We start from the raw sequence: 15,783 nt of genomic DNA, 5'->3' as shown, positions 1-15,783 counted from the left end.
AATGGAAGCGTTAGCCTCTCTATTAGTGATTAGCTTAATGGGATCTGTTATTTTGCCCCTTTTTTTATGGGTCTACGAGCACAAGCAAGCTTTACAGCAAGAATATCAAGATCTAATGACGTTAGAAGAGAAACGCTATTCCTTTTATTTAGTGGAAAATGATCATGGATGGAAACATACAGAAAATAATCATGTGATGGAATATTGCCTTAAGAGCGAGGTGGGGCAGAACGAGGAAAACTGTGTTTATGCTTTTAAGAAATGACAGTGGATTTACATTAATCGAGCATTTAATCGGATTAAGCTTAATCGCGCTTGTTGCTCTATTGCTTCCTAATTTTTTAATAAGTATTCAAGCAAAAACAATAAGTGTTCAACCTGACATCGTTGTATTTCTGAATCATGTTTCTAAAGAAGCAAAAGAAGCAGATGCTTTAATGTGGAGAGATGACACGATTTTTATTTATCAAAAAGATTCAGTTATTACGTATGAGTTAAGAAACAACAAACGAATACAGCGATATCGCGACGGTAAAGGTGTTGTAATAATGGCCGAGGATGTAAACGAATTTATCTGTTTACCAAAGGAAATAGCTTATTTTTGTCAAATTGAATTAGAGAGTGGAAAACGCTATGAGCGATCTTTTTGGTCGGTTAAAGAATGGGCTACGCACGCATTGGAATAATCAAGAAGGTGTTGTTTTTCCAATTACACTCGCGGTTTTTATTGGACTAACCAGTTTATTGCTTTGGCAGATCAATGAATACAATCGCGAAAGATTAATCGTTCATCAGCAAAAAGAACTTTTGCAATTAGAAACATTAATTCAGCTTGGTGTGGTTCAAGCACTAGTCGATCCGAAAACAGAAGAGAGGACGATCAACCTTTCTGATGGAATGGTCACTGTACGAGTAAATGAAGCCAATTCTTATGTAGATTTGCATGCAGTTCTTAAAAAGGGATCTGAGCGAAAGGCGCGAGTTTATTATGAAGGAAAGCGAATTATTCAATACGATGAGGGCTTTTGATGGTTAGATTAAATTGAAACTGGACAGGCTAGGTAAGAGGTGAAGTAACCATGTCTTTTCAGGATTTATTAAAGTATGCCACTCAGGAAGCAGTTAAACAAATTGATAAGCCAAAACCTGTCCGCCAAGCTGAGCGTGAAAGAAAAAAGGCAGCTAAAGAACCGTTAACTCACTGGGCATTTGGGGTTATGCCCTTTGCGTTTTCTTTCCTAAAACGACGAATCAAAAATAGTAAGGACCAGTAAGTCCTCATTATATTGAAGTAAGCATTTACAAAAAAACATGTCCTCGTATATAATGAATAAGACAGTCGTTTTTGAAGAGGAGGGGTAGACATGATGGACCGCATGTATCGGGTCTTAGGATTTTGGACAGGCATTTTCGCAGTTCTGTTCTATATTGGAAATATGTATAATATGGCGCTCCTGTTTTTTGCGCAAACCGTCATTTTAGTTGCGCTCGGCTACCTGAAGCTGTCAGAACGAGTTTATGTGTATATTTTTGCTGGTTATTGTACAGTGTTTTTCGTAGGCTTTACGTATTACGCTGTTTTTATCAATGTACCAAGCTTTGGGCATTAATATATACATACAAAACCGCCGCTTTGAGTAAAAGCAGCGGTTCTTTTTAATATGCAGCCAGAAAAGGGTTATGGTCCATTTCAGCACCAATCGTCGTTAAAGGTCCGTGGCCAGAAGCGACAACCGTTGACTCTGGTAAGGTGAGAAGATACTGATGAATGCTTTGGAGCAATACGTCTTGATTTCCACCGATTAAGTCTGTGCGACCAATTCCTTGTTGAAAGAGAACGTCGCCAGAAAAAATAACGTCTTCTTCCTTGTAGTAGTACGTTATGCTTCCGGGGGAATGCCCAGGTGTATGATAAAGAGAAAAAGTAAAATCTCCAAGCGTTAAGGTTTTTTGCTCACCTAACAAGTGGTCTGCTGCTCTTGCCGTCGTAAGCGTACGACCTGTTAGCCGGCTAGATCCATTTAATGCGGGATCTAGGAGCCATTCTGCTTCTTTTTCATGAAGGTATACTGGGCAATGAAAGGCATCTCTTACTTCATCAACTGCACCGATGTGATCAAAATGAGCATGGGTCAACAAGATCGCAATTGGTTTTAGTGTTTCTTTGTTTAGCCATTGAACAAGAGCTTGTCCTTCTGCACCTGGATCAAATACAATCGCTTCCTTCTTTTCGTTGTATAGCACATACGCATTCGTCTGTATTGGACCTAATGGGATTTGTTTAAACATGAATAGCCTCCTTATTCAGTACAATAAAAGTGTAGCATAGGTCCTCTGTTTCAGAAAGAAGGAAGCTCGACAAATGCAATGAAAACGAGTACAATAATAACAAATACATACTGGAGGAAATGCTCATGTTAGTTTTGCTCTTACCGATACTGTTTCTTCTTATTGCAATTGCTTCTTTGCTGGGAGGCATCTCAAGCTTAAAACAAAGAAACTTTTTTGCAGTAGGCTTTAGTGGTGTCTCAGTGTTGGTGTTTGGATTTTTCTCAATTGCAACGTTCTGGTCTTATTTCGTACATGACCAAGGAATTCCAATTTAAATAAAAGCAAGCTGCAGACGCAGCTTGCTTTTATTTTTGGAAAACTTGCTGATGTAGATAAAAAATTCCCCCGTTAACGAGTGATACGTCGACATGTGGTTCGTAAAGCTCCTTTAATGCTTGTTTCTCGGCAAGATAGCTCTCAGGTTTTTCTTCTACTTGCTCATAAAAAGACTCCAGTAACTCTTCATCGTACATCCAGCGCTTCATGGCGGCATCTGCCCAATCAGAAGGTTCTTTTTCAATAAAAGTTTGAATGACTTTTTGTAAACGTGTAATTCCAGATTCTACTTTAATCAGCGGTGAGAGTGTAAAACAGTAATCGGGAATTTTCGGTGTTAACGAAAGCGATTGAAGCCGTTCAAAGAAATGAGGCACAATCTGTCCGTGAATGAGATTTAAGCCAAGAGAGAGTAGAACATCTTTTTTTCGATCACATTGAAAAGAAACATTTGCGTTTAAAGCTAGCCATGGATGCAACGGATGCGAGCCAGGTGTGGCATTTTGTTTTAGTTCATACATGCGACTAAATGCACCTAGCTCTTTGGCAGAATGAAAGATTTGAGCGAGTCGCGGTGAGCCAAAATGAATCTGTTCTCCTTGTAAATCTTCAGGGCTGCGAAGGTGGTCGGTAATAAGTGTAAGTGTCATCGGGTTTGGTGTGCCGCCTGTTTTTTCTAGATAGTGCCAATAAAAAGGACGATTCATTAATTCTTTATCGAGTTTAACAGATAGTTGAACAGTTAAATGTGCGGGTGATTCTTCGATAATGGTGCTTTCATTAGCTGTAAAATATCTTCTTAAATACCGATGAATGTCAGGCTGTTTCATGATCACCCTCCTGTTCTTTCTCCATTTTTATTTCGTCCTGGGCCTCATTCATTAGAGCAACTAAATGATCAAACTTAATCTTCATCTCTCCATCTGAACCAGAAGATTCTATAATGGTTTTCACATGTTCTTCAATATCGGGTAGCTCCATTTTTGCAAGGATATCATCCAATTCGCCAATAACAGACTCAAACAAATGAATCTTTTCATAAAGGAGTTCCAATATTTTTTGCTCAATCGTTTCTTGCACGGCAAAGTTGTAGATTTGTACATCATGTTCTTGTCCTAAGCGGTGCAGCCGCCCAATTCGTTGCTCAATCCTCATCGGATTCCAAGGCAAATCATAGTTAATAATGTGATGACAGAACTGGAGGTTGATTCCTTCCCCGCCAGCTTCTGTTGCAATGAGCACTTGCGCATGGTTTTTAAAGAGTTCCCTCATCCAGTCTTTTTTTCCACGTTTAAACCCACCACGAAATGGAACTGAAGTGATATGATGTTGTTTTAAAAACCATTGTAAGTACATTTGTGTTGCTCGGTATTCTGTAAATATAATCACTTTTCCATCGATTTGTTGGATAAGCTCCAATGCTTTCTCAGCTTTCGCATGACCTTCGATTGTGGCCGCCTCATTCAATAGGCTAACGGCAAAGGATGGATCTCGCCCCTCTTTTTGCGCTTTTTCAATCGTATTCTTTAATGTCATGAAAACCGCTTCTCTACTGGAACATAGCTCTCTTTTTAAGGTGAGCAATGTAAAATGGTTTAAATCACCTCTAAGGGATTCAAGCTTTTCGTAGTAAAGGCGCTCGCTCTCGCTGAACTGAATGGGAATTGTTTGGACAACTCGTTTTGTCCATTCAATCCCCGTTTCTTCACGTCGGTTTCTTACCATTACCTTTTGAACTAAGGAACGCAGCTGCTCATCATTTTTTGCAGAGCGACCACCCGATTTGAATTCTTTATCGAATGACTCCATATTGCCTAAATGACCAGGTTTTAATAGAGAAACGAGGTTAAAAATTTCTTCTAATTTATTTTGTACTGGCGTTGCTGTTAACAATAAACAATATTTTTTCTTCAATAAGCGGATGAATTCATAGTTTTTGGTTTTAGGGTTCTTTAATTTATGTGCTTCATCAATAATGACCATATCGTAAGGTTGATTTAAAACAATATCACGATGTGGCGCTCGTTTTGCGGTATCAATTGAAGCAACAACGACATCGCATTGTTCCCAAACGTACGCTTTTTTTTGCGGAATGGCTGGGATGTAAAATTTACTCGTTAATTCAGATGCCCATTGAGAAACCAGGGAAGCTGGAACAAGAATTAATGCTTTTTTTACGAGTCCCCGAATCATGTATTCTTTTAGTACAAGTCCTGCTTCAATGGTTTTTCCTAGACCAACTTCATCAGCTAAGATCGCTTTACCATTCATTTGCTCAATGACCGTTTGTGCAGCTTCGAGCTGATGTTGAAAAGGTTTTAACGCAGGTAAATAACTTGGGGCAAGCAAGCCATGGAAGTCTGGAATTTGTAAATGTTTTTGTGCTTCGTAAGCCAGTTTAAAGGTTTCAAAGTCTGACCAAGGACCATCTTGAGCAAGTCTTTCTAAAAAACGAACATTCCAGTCGTTGTTGAAGTTAATGTTAATATCCAACGGATTCACATCCTTTTTTACACGTAATTTTATCTTGAAATCACAAAATTTCTGTTGCGCAATTTGCTGTCCGTTGGTAGGATAAGAAGTGTTAACAGACTTTTCTAGTATGGACCTTTTTAGTTGTTTTAAAACGAAATGAAATGAAGTGAATAGGCGGATGATGGTAAAGGGAGAGACTACGTTGTTTCGTAACGTAGCGCCGAAGGAGCAAACAATTGTGAATCTCTCAGGCAAAGCAGACTTTTACTTGACGCAACTCTGGAGAGCGCTTTTTATAAAAAGCCACCTACGAAGACAATTCGGGAAAACCGAGGGAAACTTTCTGGTTCAAGGACAGGGCAAACACATTGTGTGTTTGCCCTGTCTTTTTTTTCAGGTAAGCAAAAGGGAGGATAAAAATGACGTTAAAACGAACGCCGTTGTTTACTACATATGAAAAAACGGCTAAAACAGTAGATTTTGGTGGCTGGGAAATGCCTGTTTCATTTTCCAGTATAAAAGAAGAACATCATGCGGTCCGAGAACACGCAGGAATGTTCGATGTATCCCATATGGGTGAACTGAGAGTAGAAGGACCAGATGCGCTTTCAAATTTACAGAAATTATTGACCAATGATTTGTCTAAATTGGTCGATAATCAAGCGCAATATAATGCAATGTGTACAGAAGAAGGTGGAACAGTTGATGATTTAATTGTGTATCGTTGCTCAAGCACATCGTATCTTCTTGTTTTAAACGCTGCAAATATTGAATCTGATATTGCCTGGATCGAGCAACATTTAGTAGGCGATATTCAATTGACAAATGAATCAACTGAAACCGCATTGATTGCTGTACAAGGTCCACAAGCACTTCCAATCTTACAAACGATATCCGAAACAAGCTTAGAGGACATTCGACCGTTTCGTTTTAAAGAGAACGTGAGCATTGGATCAATACCAGTGTTTGCTTCCCGTACGGGTTATACCGGGGAAGATGGATTTGAGCTCTATGTGGAAGCGAGCAATGCGGCTAAGCTATGGGAGGCTATATTGGAAGCTGGTCGTCCATTTCATTTACTTCCATGTGGTTTAGGCGCTCGTGATACGCTCCGATTTGAGGCAAAGCTAGCCCTTTACGGCCAAGAATTAACACGTGAAATTACCCCAATTGAGGCAGGCATCGGTTTTGCTGTTAAGACTGATAAAGAATCAGCGTTTATTGGACAGGAAGTCTTAAAGAAGCAAAAAGAAGAAGGTGCGCCACGAAAACTTGTCGGCATCGAAATGATCGGTCGTGGGATTCCTCGTTCTGGTTATGCTGTGTTTCACGGAGATGAGAAAATCGGATTTGTGACTACAGGAACGCAGTCACCGACGCTAAAGAAAAATGTCGGATTAATTTTAATTGATAAAGCGTTTAGTGCACTTGGCACAGAATTAGAAGTTGATATTCGCGGGAAGCGTGTTTTAGCTAAAGTCGTAAAAACACCGTTTTATAAAAGGGCATAACTGGAGGGGAAAAGATGAACCAACACCGTTATTTACCAATGACAGAGGAAGATAAACAAGAAATGCTAGCGACTATCGGCGTGGCATCAATTGAAGAGCTACTAACGGATATTCCAGAAAAGACACGGTTTAATCGGACGCTCGCAATTGAAGAAGCTTTAAAAGAACCGGAACTCGTTTCGTTTTTTGAAGGATTAGCAAAAGAGAACCGTTCGATAAAGGACTACCCTTCTTATTTAGGCGCTGGTGTTTACGAACACTATATTCCATCAATTGTCGATCATGTTATTTCTAGATCTGAATTTTACACAGCCTATACACCGTATCAACCAGAGATTTCTCAAGGGGAGCTTCAGGCCATCTTTGAATTCCAAACGATGATTTGTGAACTTACAGGAATGGATTTAGCTAATTCATCGATGTATGATGGTCAAACATCGCTTGCTGAAGCGGCTATGCTTGCTGCAGGTCACACAAAAAAGAAAACCATTCTTGTATCGAAAGCGGTTCATCCAGAAGCACGCGCAGTTTTGCAAACAAATGCTTATGGTCAACATCTTGAAGTTATTGAAATTGAAACAAAAGATGGCGTAACAGATCTCGAACAGTTGAGAGCACATTACAGTGATGAAGTGGCATGTGTAATTGTTCAGCATCCTAACTTTTTCGGAAGTCTTGAGCCGCTTGCAGAGATCGAGCAGGTCACACATTCTGAAAAAGCGCAATTTATTGTTTCCAGTAATCCACTTGCTTTAGGTTTATTAAAGCCACCAGGTGCGTTTGGTGCAGATATTGTTGTTGGTGATGCTCAGCCTTTTGGTATTCCGACTCAATTTGGTGGGCCTCATTGTGGCTATTTTGCAGCAACTAAAAAGTTAATGCGCAAAGTCCCAGGCAGATTAGTAGGGCAAACCGTTGATGACCAAGGTCAAAGAGGATTTGTTTTAACACTTCAAGCACGTGAACAACATATTCGTCGTGATAAAGCGACATCTAACATTTGTTCAAATCAGGCCTTAAATGCCCTTGCTGCTTCTGTTGCGATGACTGCAATCGGTAAGCAAGGAATAAAAGAAATGGCGACGCAAAACGTTCAAAAAGCAAACTACTTAAAGAATCAATTAAAAAAAGCCGGAGTCACTCTCCTTTACCATGGAGCGACATTTAATGAATTTGTTGTTGATCTTGGTAAACCTGTTTCAGAAATTAATAAACAACTATTTGATAAAGGCATCATTGGTGGTTATGATCTTGCAGAAATGGATTCGTCACGTGCAGGACAGATGCTACTATGTGTAACAGAACTAAGAACAAAGCAAGAATTGGATGAGTTTGCGAAAGAACTGGGGGCGATCTTATGACAGCACAAAAAGATGTAGCACTCATTTTTGAAATGAGTAAAGAAGGTAGAGTTGGACATAGTTTACCTGCCTTAGATATCGAGGATCAAGACGTTTCTGCCTTTATTCCTGACGAATTTCTGCGGGAAGAAGCACCTGAGTTGCCGGAGGTGTCGGAACTACAGATTATGAGACACTATACGGGCCTTTCAAAGCGGAATCATGGTGTTGATTCAGGTTTTTATCCATTAGGTTCTTGTACTATGAAATACAATCCAAAAATCAATGAAGACATTGCCCGATTGCCTGGGCTCGCTCATGTGCATCCATATCAACCTGCTTATCAAGTTCAAGGCTCTATGAAAATGCTCTTTCACCTGCAGACTGCATTAGCTGAAATTACTGGAATGGACGAAGTGACACTTCAGCCAGCAGCAGGTGCCCACGGCGAATGGACGGGTCTTATGATGATTCGAGCCTATCATGAAGCAAGAGGCGACCATAAACGAACGAAAGTGATTGTACCTGACTCGGCCCATGGCACAAACCCCGCTTCGGCAACCGTAGCAGGATTCGATTCTGTAACGGTACGAACGAATGAGCATGGTCTTGTTGATTTAGATCATTTAAAAGAAGTTGTAAATGACGAGACGGCTGCACTTATGCTAACAAACCCAAATACGCTCGGGTTGTTTGAAGCGGATATCGTCGAGATGGCAGAAATTATTCACAATGCAGGTGGAAAACTTTATTACGATGGTGCCAACTCAAACGCAATTCTAGGTATAACTAGACCAGGGGACATGGGTTTTGATGTTGTTCATTTAAATTTACACAAAACATTTACAGGTCCTCATGGAGGTGGCGGACCAGGTTCTGGTCCAGTTGGTGTGAAGAAGGACTTAATTCCTTATTTGCCAAAACCACTGCTTGTTCAGGGAAATGACGGTCAATACATGTTTGACTATAACCGCCCTGATTCAATTGGTAGAGTGAAGCCATTTTACGGGAATTATGGCATTAATTTAAGAGCATATACGTACATTCGGACAATGGGACCAGAAGGTTTAAAACTTGTATCTGAATATGCGGTATTAAACGCGAACTATATGATGCGTAGGCTCGAACCTTATTTTGACCTTCCATACAAGCAGCATTGTAAACATGAATTTGTGCTGTCAGGAAGACGTCAAAAAAAATTAGGTGTTCGAACACTTGATATTGCCAAGCGTCTGCTTGACTTCGGTTATCATCCACCAACGATTTATTTTCCACTTAATGTTGAGGAATGTATGATGATTGAACCAACAGAAACAGAATCTAAAGAAACGCTCGATGAATTCATTGAAGCAATGATTCAAATTGCCAAAGAAACGGAAGAGACACCTGAAGTCGTTCAAGAAGCGCCTCATCACACGGTTATCGGACGCTTGGATGAAACACTTGCTGCTAGAAAACCTGTTCTACGATTCGAACAAGAAAAGAATCGTGTTCATGCTTAATGTTTATAAACAAAGAACCGCTTCGATTAGAAGCGGTTCTTTGTTACCTGATTTATTTTTTCTTTACTTTTCCAGTCCACTTACGAAAGCCACCTTTTAAGTGGGAAATATTCTCCACTCCACGTTTTTTTCGAAGGGTTTTAGCCGCTTGTCGGCTTCTTGCACCAGATTGACAGTACAAATAAACAGGTTGATCTTTTCGGATCTCGTTTTGGCGCTGTTTTAATTGTGACATTGGTATATTACGTGCACCTAATATATGTCCTCCATCAAATTCACGTGTTTCTCGAACATCAATTAGTTGTGCTTTGCGATACCCTTTAATAAACTCTTCTTGATTTAACGTTTTTAAGTATTTCGGCGTGTAGAGACGAGTAGCAATAAAAACGACAAGCAAGATGGTAAGGGCAATAAGAATAATAGTTTGTGCTTGCATAATTCGGACAGACTCCCCTTTAGTCATTCATCTGTTTATATTATATCGGTAGCTTGTCACTTTTTCAATCACAACCGTTCTGAAACGGGTGACAGTGTGATTTGCCTCCCTTATAATTAAAGAGTAAGAATGACATTTATGAATAGAAAGAAGCGATATGGATGACAGAAGTATGGCGTTTTATTGATTCTGGTAAGCAGAATCCAGCTTACAATATGGCACTGGATGAAGCTTTGTTAAATTGGCATAGTGAAGGGTTAATTCCCCCAACAATTCGCTTTTATGGATGGAACCCTGCTACCCTTTCAATCGGTTATTTTCAACAAGTTGAAAAAGAAATAAAGATGGAAATTGTCCGGGAAAAAGGCTTAGGCTTTGTACGTAGACCTACAGGGGGAAGAGGTGTCCTCCATGAACACGAACTAACGTATAGCGTTATTGTCTCCGAAGAGCACCCTAATATGCCTAGCTCTGTAACGGAAGCCTACAGACTCCTATCGAATGGTTTGCTAGAAGGTTTTAAGCAGCTAGGGTTAGACGCTTACTTTTCCATCCCTGAAACGGAAAAGGAACGTGAAGCATTAAAAAATCCACGGTCATCCGTTTGTTTTGATGCCCCGTCATGGTATGAATTGGTTGTAGAAGGCAGAAAAGTAGCGGGCAGTGCTCAAACGAGGCAAAAAGGAGTCATTCTACAACACGGCTCAATCTTATTGGATTTGGATGCTGACAAATTATTTGACCTTTTTCATTATCGATCCGACCGCTTGAAGCAGCGAATGCAGCAGCGGTTTGCCAATAAAGCTGTCGCAATTAACGAACTGCGTTCTGACTCTGTTTCCATGGGAGAGGCAAGTAGAGCATTTAAACTCGGTTTTGAGAAAGGGTTACATATTAAGCTAGAGGCGTATGAATTAACGCCACAGGAAGAAGAAGCTGTGCATAAAATTGCCCAATCAAGGTATGAAACGGATGAATGGAATTTTCGGCGTTAGTTTCTTGAATCGTCTTTTTTAAATATGGTACGATGTTTGATACTGATCAAACAGAGCATAGGGAAAGGACGTGAATTCTTGCAGTACGAATACGAACGAGCTGCTTATATTCATGCATTTATTCGCACTAAGCAAGCAATGCTTAAGGACCAACTTGAAGGTGTCAGTGGCGATGAAATGGAGTTGAAAGAAACGTTCTGGGAAAATGTAACGATGAACTTTTCAAATTCCGAAGATGCACAGGAAACCATTTCAAGTATTCGACAACAAGCAGAACTTTTAAATGAACGTGAACGCAGCGGCGAGCTCATGAAAAAACAAATGAGGACGCTGAGACGGTTAGCTCATTCACCTTATTTTGGACGGATTGATCTAAAGGAAGAAGGAGAAATACATTCTGAGCCACTGTATATTGGGCTAGCTTCTTTAATGAACGAAACAGAAAGTGAGTTTCTCATCTATGACTGGCGAGCTCCGATTTCAAGTGTTTACTACGATTGGGAAGTTGGCCCAATTTCATATGAGGCTCCCGCGGGTACAATAAAAGGCGAGTTAAATGGAAAGCGGCAGTATCTGTTCAAAAGAGGCGAGTTACAAGCGCTGTTTGACACCTCATTAGCAATTGGTGACGATCGGTTAAAAGAAGCGTTAAGTCATGAGGCTTCTACGCAAATGAAAACGATTGTTTCAACGATTCAGAAAGAGCAAAATCAAGCTATTCGCGATGAGAAAAACCGTTTTCTTGTCGTTCAAGGTGTGGCAGGTAGCGGGAAAACATCAGTGGCGATGCAGCGAGCCGCCTACCTCCTTTTTCGTCATAGGGATCAACTAGAAGCTAATCAACTCATTTTGTTTTCACCTAATCAATTATTCTCAAGTTACGTAGCGACTGTCCTACCAGAGCTTGGGGAAGAAAATATGACTCAGCTCACTTTCAGAGGTTATTTATATAAGCGACTAAGCAATCGTTATGAGGTAGAGGATGGTTTCCATCAATTAGAATACCTGTTAAGAGGGAAGAACGATCAACTTTATCGGACAAGAATGGTTAGTATTAAAACTAAATCGAGTCAGGTTTTTAAAGAAAGGCTAGATCAGTTTATTGCTGGACTTCAAGATAAAGGTATTCCTTTTAAAACGATTCGTTTTCGAGAACAAATCCTTCTAAAGCGTGAAGACATACAAACCTATTTCTATTGTTTAGATCATACTGTTTCTCTGCAGAATCGACTACGGCTCACAGCAGAATGGATACTCAAGGAGTTAGCAAAGCTTGAAGGAAAAGAACGCACAAGTGATTGGGTAGAGCAACAACGTGAATTAACTGATAAAGAAACTTTGCTTGAAATCCGAAAAATAATCGAAAAGAATCGAGAAAACGAAGATCTTTTTGAAGAAGAGGAACGGCAACAAGATTTATTATCAAGAAAAATTGTGCAAGAGGCATTTCAACCAGTAAAAAACCAAGTAAAGTCATTCTCATTTATTGATACAGAAAGCCTGTATGAACAATTTTTATTTGATGAAGTTCATCAGGTCGATAAAAGCTTTACTGCTGTTGCCCTATACACAATCAATGAGTTAAAAAATGGTCGTATGCCCTACGAAGATGCAACACCCTTCTTGTACTTGCAGGATCGCATTAAGGGAATAAAAGTAAACCGGTCAATAAAGCATGTCTTTATTGATGAAGCGCAAGATTACTCCTCTTTCCAACTTATTTATTTACAAATGCTCTATCCTGTTGCCAAATTTACAATAGTGGGCGATTATAGCCAGGCTCTTTATACACATTCATCTTCTAAGAATGTAATCGAAAAGGGCGTGTTACCCGATCAGGCAAAACAGATCATTTTTAGAAAAAGTTATCGTTCGACAAAACCAATTATGATGTTTGCACGTGAGCTATTACCTGATCCGGGAGCTGTTGAACCATTTGAGCGAGATGGTTTAAAGCCAACTGTTATTGAGGCAATGGATCGTTCGAGCACGATTGAACCGATGAAGAACCAAATTGAACAGATGTTGGATAAAGACCTTGCATCAATAGCCATTATTACAAAAACAGCTATAGAAGCGGCAGACGCTCATGCTCGTTTAAGTGAATGGATGAACATTCAGTTGGTTTCAGAGGACCATCATGAGTATAAAGAGGGTGTGGTAGTTTTGCCGGTGTATTTAGCCAAAGGAATTGAATTTGATTCGGTTATCGTTTACGATGCGTCCGACTCACAATATTCAACTGACCAAGAGCGGTACCATCTCTATACGGCCTGTACGAGGGCGATGCATGAACTGGTCTTGTTTTCGCAAGGGTCATTATCAAAGTGGTTAAAACCAATTCATACCCATTTATACAGCAAAGAAGCGCTCTCTTAAATAGAGGCGCTTCTTGTTTTTTGAACACGTTCTGTAAACGCTTGTTGCAATTTTTTCGTGAGTGGACCTACTTTCAAAGTGGCTTCCACATCTCCTTTGAAAGAGTGTACAGGCGTAATCTCGATTGAAGTGCTTGTAATAAAGGCTTCTTCTGCATGGGCAAGAACTTCTTTTGGAAACGGTTCTTCGACAACATCAATCCCTAATTCATGAGCAAGAGCAATGACCTCTCTTCGAGTAATACCGTTCAAAATATAGTTATCAGCCGGATGCGTATAAAGCGTTCCATTGTTAACTAAAAATAGATTCGAAGTGGACCCTTCAGTAACAGCTGTTTCGCGATACAAAATCGCCTCGCCACAATCGTGATCGGTTGCTTTGCGTTTTGCCATTACGTTACCGAGTAAGTTAATGCTCTTAATATCGCATCTTAGCCAGCGGACATCCGCAGTGACATAGGCAGCTATACCCACAGTAGAGGCATCAGTTGGTGGTCGGTCTGGAAGAACAAATCCTAACAGTACTGGCTCTTCTTCACGGGTATAAAGGTGATTTCGTTCAGCTTCTCCTCGTGTAATTTGGAGATAAATAGAGCCATTCTCAAGTTGCTCTTTAGTTTTGTACGCTTCTAAATTGGCTTTTAAATGTTCTTTTGAAAAAGGTAGAGACATGTCAATTTGGTTCGCGCTTTCATACAGACGATCAATATGTGGATCGAGTGTAAAAAATGCCCCTTCGTAAACGCGCACTACTTCATAAACACCATCGCCAAAATGATAGCCACGGTCTTTATATGAAATAGCAACATCTGATTCAGGGACGATCGAGTCATTCAATAATAGGTGGTTCATACGTGTGCCCCCGCTTCTTTTTCATTTTTTCAATACCATTTTCCGTAATCATTGCCTATTTGTCAATGGATAGGATGGATAATTCGATAAATAAAGATGCAGAATAAAGCCATATTCATAAGAAGGGACTGTCTAAATGAGACCGTTTTATCCACAATTAGTCTATATTGAACCGCGAGCGCTTGATTATCCGCTTGGAAAAAAATTATATGAGAAGTTTAAAGCTGAAGGAGTCGAGATTAGAGAAACCACTTCTCATAACCAAGTACGAAACATTCCTGGAAAAAACGACAATCAAAAGTACCGTAATGCTAAATCAACACTTGTTGTAGGCGTACGAAAAACGTTAAAGTTTGATACATCTAAGCCGTCAGCCGAATATGCAATTCCACTTGCTACGGGCTGTATGGGCCACTGTCATTATTGTTACTTACAAACAACACTTGGAGATAAACCATATATCCGCACATATGTAAACCTTGATGATATATATGAGTCTGCTGAAACGTATATGAAGGAGAGAGCACCTGAATTAACAAGATTTGAAGCGGCATGTACCTCTGACATTGTGGGAATTGATCATTTAACACATTCTTTAAAAGAGACAATTGAATTTATTGGGCAAAAAGACTATGGTCGCCTCCGATTTGTAACAAAATACCATCATGTCGATCATTTGCTTGATGCAAAGCATAATGGCAATACGCGCTTTCGTTTCAGTGTTAATGCTGCTCATGTTATTAAATATTTTGAACCAGGAACCTCAAGCTTTTTGGAACGAATAGAAGCTGCTGGAAAAGTAGCAAAAGCTGATTATCCTTTAGGATTTATCGTTGCTCCGATAATCTGGCATGAGGGTTGGGAAGAGGGCTATTTAGAGCTGTTTGAGCGCCTTGAGGCCATTTTACCACCTTACGCGAAAAAGGATCTTACATTTGAGATGATCCAACATCGATTTACTAAAACAGCCAAACGTATAATAGAAAAACGCTATCCTAAATCAAAGCTTGAAATGGAAGAAGAGGAAAGAAAATACAAGTGGGGCAGGTATGGACGCGGTAAGTATGTTTATCAAGATGATAAAGCAGGTGATCTTAAAAACACATTAACAGAATACATTGATCGCTTCTTTCCGCAAGCAAAAATCGAGTATTTTACTTAATACCGTGGTGATCCCCTTCAGTTTATAGTAAACTAAACAAGATGGTTGTTTTTTGTTTTTTGATTGGAGGGAGTCTATGCCTACACCAAGCATGGAGGATTATTTAGAACGGATTTATATGTTAATTGAAGAAAAAGGTTACGCACGTGTATCTGATATTGCTGAAGCGCTAGAAGTGCACCCTTCATCTGTTACAAAGATGGTACAAAAGCTTGATAAAAGTGAGTATCTTGTGTACGAGAGATATAGAGGACTTGTTTTAACTGCTAAAGGCAACAAAATTGGAAAACGCTTAGTCTATCGCCATGAACTACTTGAAGATTTTATGCAAATCATTGGGGTAGATGAATCACATATCTATCAAGACGTAGAGGGAATTGAGCATCACATAAGCTGGGATGCGATTGACCGAATTGGGGATCTCGTTCAATATTTTCAAGAAAAGAACGAGCGAATTTCAGATTTACGCGCTGTCCAGAAACGAAACGATGCGGATCAAGAAAAGTAGCTTCTTTACATAAGAAG

At 39.8% G+C, this 15,783-nt stretch carries 18 protein-coding genes and 1 riboswitch; of the genes, 13 read left to right on the top strand and 5 right to left on the bottom strand.

The window, feature by feature from the left end:
- Position 1: 1 nt before the first annotated feature.
- The 5 genes from JOC54_RS17535 to JOC54_RS17515 all read left to right on the top strand — a co-directional run bounded on the left by JOC54_RS17535 (position 2) and on the right by JOC54_RS17515 (position 1,610).
- Positions 2–265 (top strand): hypothetical protein, encoded by a 264-nt coding sequence (locus tag JOC54_RS17535; RefSeq protein WP_204467885.1) that lies wholly within the window; start codon positions 2–4, stop codon positions 263–265.
- Positions 249–686 (top strand): competence type IV pilus minor pilin ComGF, encoded by a 438-nt coding sequence (locus JOC54_RS17530; protein ID WP_204468004.1) that lies wholly within the window; start codon positions 249–251, stop codon positions 684–686. Before JOC54_RS17535 ends, JOC54_RS17530 begins: the two co-directional genes overlap by 17 nt.
- On the top strand, positions 634–1,029 hold the full coding sequence (comGG, locus tag JOC54_RS17525) for a competence type IV pilus minor pilin ComGG (RefSeq protein WP_204467883.1): 396 nt from the start codon (positions 634–636) through the stop codon (positions 1,027–1,029). The genes JOC54_RS17530 and comGG overlap by 53 nt, the downstream gene beginning before the upstream one ends.
- A gap of 50 nt (positions 1,030–1,079) precedes the next feature.
- Positions 1,080–1,274: a YqzE family protein gene (locus tag JOC54_RS17520; protein ID WP_035420100.1), complete on the top strand. Its 195-nt coding sequence runs from the start codon at positions 1,080–1,082 to the stop codon at positions 1,272–1,274.
- A 93-nt stretch (positions 1,275–1,367) separates the two neighbouring features.
- On the top strand, positions 1,368–1,610 hold the full coding sequence (locus JOC54_RS17515; RefSeq protein WP_035420168.1) for a DUF2626 domain-containing protein: 243 nt from the start codon (positions 1,368–1,370) through the stop codon (positions 1,608–1,610).
- Positions 1,611–1,656: 46 nt separating this feature from the next.
- Here the strand turns inward: JOC54_RS17515 and JOC54_RS17510 are convergent, their stop codons facing one another.
- Entirely contained in the window at positions 1,657–2,289 is a 633-nt protein-coding gene (locus tag JOC54_RS17510; protein ID WP_204467881.1) for an MBL fold metallo-hydrolase, read from the bottom strand.
- A gap of 125 nt (positions 2,290–2,414) precedes the next feature.
- Here JOC54_RS17510 and JOC54_RS17505 point away from each other — a divergent pair, with 125 nt between their 5' ends.
- A complete protein-coding gene (locus tag JOC54_RS17505) occupies positions 2,415–2,606 on the top strand; it encodes a DUF2759 family protein (protein WP_321174586.1) in 192 nt (63 codons plus the stop codon).
- A gap of 30 nt (positions 2,607–2,636) precedes the next feature.
- On the opposite strand, the gene JOC54_RS17500 is transcribed toward JOC54_RS17505, so the two are convergent.
- Together JOC54_RS17500 and JOC54_RS17495 are read right to left on the bottom strand one after the other, a co-directional pair.
- Positions 2,637–3,437 (bottom strand): YqhG family protein, encoded by an 801-nt coding sequence (locus tag JOC54_RS17500; RefSeq protein ID WP_204467879.1) that lies wholly within the window; start codon positions 3,435–3,437, stop codon positions 2,637–2,639.
- Positions 3,424–5,100, bottom strand: a complete 1,677-nt coding sequence (locus tag JOC54_RS17495; RefSeq protein WP_204467877.1) for a DEAD/DEAH box helicase — start codon at positions 5,098–5,100, stop codon at positions 3,424–3,426. The genes JOC54_RS17500 and JOC54_RS17495 overlap by 14 nt, the downstream gene beginning before the upstream one ends.
- Before the next feature lie 160 nt (positions 5,101–5,260).
- A riboswitch (glycine riboswitch) is annotated at positions 5,261–5,356 on the top strand.
- Between the two features lie 145 nt (positions 5,357–5,501).
- Here JOC54_RS17495 and gcvT point away from each other — a divergent pair.
- The 3 genes from gcvT to gcvPB are packed head-to-tail and all read left to right on the top strand — an operon-like array spanning position 5,502 to position 9,435.
- Positions 5,502–6,593, top strand: coding sequence for a glycine cleavage system aminomethyltransferase GcvT (gcvT, locus tag JOC54_RS17490; protein WP_204467874.1), 1,092 nt, complete (start codon positions 5,502–5,504; stop codon positions 6,591–6,593).
- Between the two features lie 14 nt (positions 6,594–6,607).
- Positions 6,608–7,954, top strand: coding sequence for an aminomethyl-transferring glycine dehydrogenase subunit GcvPA (gene gcvPA / locus JOC54_RS17485; protein ID WP_035420105.1), 1,347 nt, complete (start codon positions 6,608–6,610; stop codon positions 7,952–7,954).
- The gene (gene gcvPB, locus JOC54_RS17480) at positions 7,951–9,435 is read left to right on the top strand and encodes an aminomethyl-transferring glycine dehydrogenase subunit GcvPB (protein ID WP_035440588.1); all 1,485 of its coding nucleotides are present in this window, start codon (positions 7,951–7,953) and stop codon (positions 9,433–9,435) included. Before gcvPA ends, gcvPB begins: the two co-directional genes overlap by 4 nt.
- Before the next feature lie 52 nt (positions 9,436–9,487).
- Here gcvPB and JOC54_RS17475 read toward each other — a convergent pair whose 3' ends face one another.
- Positions 9,488–9,871: a rhodanese-like domain-containing protein gene (locus JOC54_RS17475; protein ID WP_035420106.1), complete on the bottom strand. Its 384-nt coding sequence runs from the start codon at positions 9,869–9,871 to the stop codon at positions 9,488–9,490.
- Between the two features lie 161 nt (positions 9,872–10,032).
- Between JOC54_RS17475 and JOC54_RS17470 the strand changes: the two genes are divergently transcribed.
- Both JOC54_RS17470 and helD read left to right on the top strand, forming a co-directional pair.
- The gene (locus tag JOC54_RS17470; protein ID WP_204467871.1) at positions 10,033–10,866 is read left to right on the top strand and encodes a lipoate--protein ligase family protein; all 834 of its coding nucleotides are present in this window, start codon (positions 10,033–10,035) and stop codon (positions 10,864–10,866) included.
- A 78-nt stretch (positions 10,867–10,944) separates the two neighbouring features.
- Positions 10,945–13,245, top strand: a complete 2,301-nt coding sequence (gene helD / locus JOC54_RS17465; protein ID WP_204467868.1) for an RNA polymerase recycling motor HelD — start codon at positions 10,945–10,947, stop codon at positions 13,243–13,245.
- Here the strand turns inward: helD and dat are convergent.
- A complete protein-coding gene (gene dat / locus JOC54_RS17460; protein WP_204467865.1) occupies positions 13,242–14,096 on the bottom strand; it encodes a D-amino-acid transaminase in 855 nt (284 codons plus the stop codon). The genes helD and dat overlap by 4 nt on opposite strands.
- A 136-nt stretch (positions 14,097–14,232) precedes the next feature.
- Between dat and splB the strand changes: the two genes are divergently transcribed.
- Both splB and mntR read left to right on the top strand, forming a co-directional pair.
- Entirely contained in the window at positions 14,233–15,258 is a 1,026-nt protein-coding gene (splB, locus tag JOC54_RS17455; protein WP_204467862.1) for a spore photoproduct lyase, read from the top strand.
- Between the two features lie 76 nt (positions 15,259–15,334).
- On the top strand, positions 15,335–15,766 hold the full coding sequence (gene mntR / locus JOC54_RS17450) for a transcriptional regulator MntR (RefSeq protein WP_204467859.1): 432 nt from the start codon (positions 15,335–15,337) through the stop codon (positions 15,764–15,766).
- Positions 15,767–15,783: the final 17 nt, after the last annotated feature.

The organism is Shouchella xiaoxiensis (assembly GCF_016907895.1).
In the GTDB taxonomy this organism is placed as follows: Bacteria; Bacillota; Bacilli; order Bacillales; family Bacillaceae_D; genus Shouchella; species Shouchella xiaoxiensis.
The sequence above is the reverse complement of the archived record's forward strand: the minus strand, read 5'-3'. Positions and strand labels throughout refer to the sequence as shown.

What these genes read in the sequence shown, in the direction of transcription:
- JOC54_RS17535 (WP_204467885.1), top strand. Translation starts at nt 2, where the DNA reads ATGGAAGCGTTAGCCTCTCTATTAGTGATTAGCTTAATGGGATCTGTT.
- JOC54_RS17530 (WP_204468004.1), top strand. Translation starts at nt 249, where the DNA reads ATGCTTTTAAGAAATGACAGTGGATTTACATTAATCGAGCATTTAATC.
- comGG (WP_204467883.1), top strand. Translation starts at nt 634, where the DNA reads ATGAGCGATCTTTTTGGTCGGTTAAAGAATGGGCTACGCACGCATTGG.
- JOC54_RS17520 (WP_035420100.1), top strand. Translation starts at nt 1,080, where the DNA reads ATGTCTTTTCAGGATTTATTAAAGTATGCCACTCAGGAAGCAGTTAAA.
- JOC54_RS17515 (WP_035420168.1), top strand. Translation starts at nt 1,368, where the DNA reads ATGGACCGCATGTATCGGGTCTTAGGATTTTGGACAGGCATTTTCGCA.
- JOC54_RS17510 (WP_204467881.1), bottom strand. Translation starts at nt 2,289, where the DNA reads ATGTTTAAACAAATCCCATTAGGTCCAATACAGACGAATGCGTATGTG.
- JOC54_RS17505 (WP_321174586.1), top strand. Translation starts at nt 2,415, where the DNA reads ATGTTAGTTTTGCTCTTACCGATACTGTTTCTTCTTATTGCAATTGCT.
- JOC54_RS17500 (WP_204467879.1), bottom strand. Translation starts at nt 3,437, where the DNA reads ATGAAACAGCCTGACATTCATCGGTATTTAAGAAGATATTTTACAGCT.
- gcvT (WP_204467874.1), top strand. Translation starts at nt 5,502, where the DNA reads ATGACGTTAAAACGAACGCCGTTGTTTACTACATATGAAAAAACGGCT.
- gcvPA (WP_035420105.1), top strand. Translation starts at nt 6,608, where the DNA reads ATGAACCAACACCGTTATTTACCAATGACAGAGGAAGATAAACAAGAA.
- gcvPB (WP_035440588.1), top strand. Translation starts at nt 7,951, where the DNA reads ATGACAGCACAAAAAGATGTAGCACTCATTTTTGAAATGAGTAAAGAA.
- JOC54_RS17475 (WP_035420106.1), bottom strand. Translation starts at nt 9,871, where the DNA reads ATGCAAGCACAAACTATTATTCTTATTGCCCTTACCATCTTGCTTGTC.
- JOC54_RS17470 (WP_204467871.1), top strand. Translation starts at nt 10,033, where the DNA reads ATGACAGAAGTATGGCGTTTTATTGATTCTGGTAAGCAGAATCCAGCT.
- dat (WP_204467865.1), bottom strand. Translation starts at nt 14,096, where the DNA reads ATGAACCACCTATTATTGAATGACTCGATCGTCCCTGAATCAGATGTT.
- splB (WP_204467862.1), top strand. Translation starts at nt 14,233, where the DNA reads ATGAGACCGTTTTATCCACAATTAGTCTATATTGAACCGCGAGCGCTT.
- mntR (WP_204467859.1), top strand. Translation starts at nt 15,335, where the DNA reads ATGCCTACACCAAGCATGGAGGATTATTTAGAACGGATTTATATGTTA.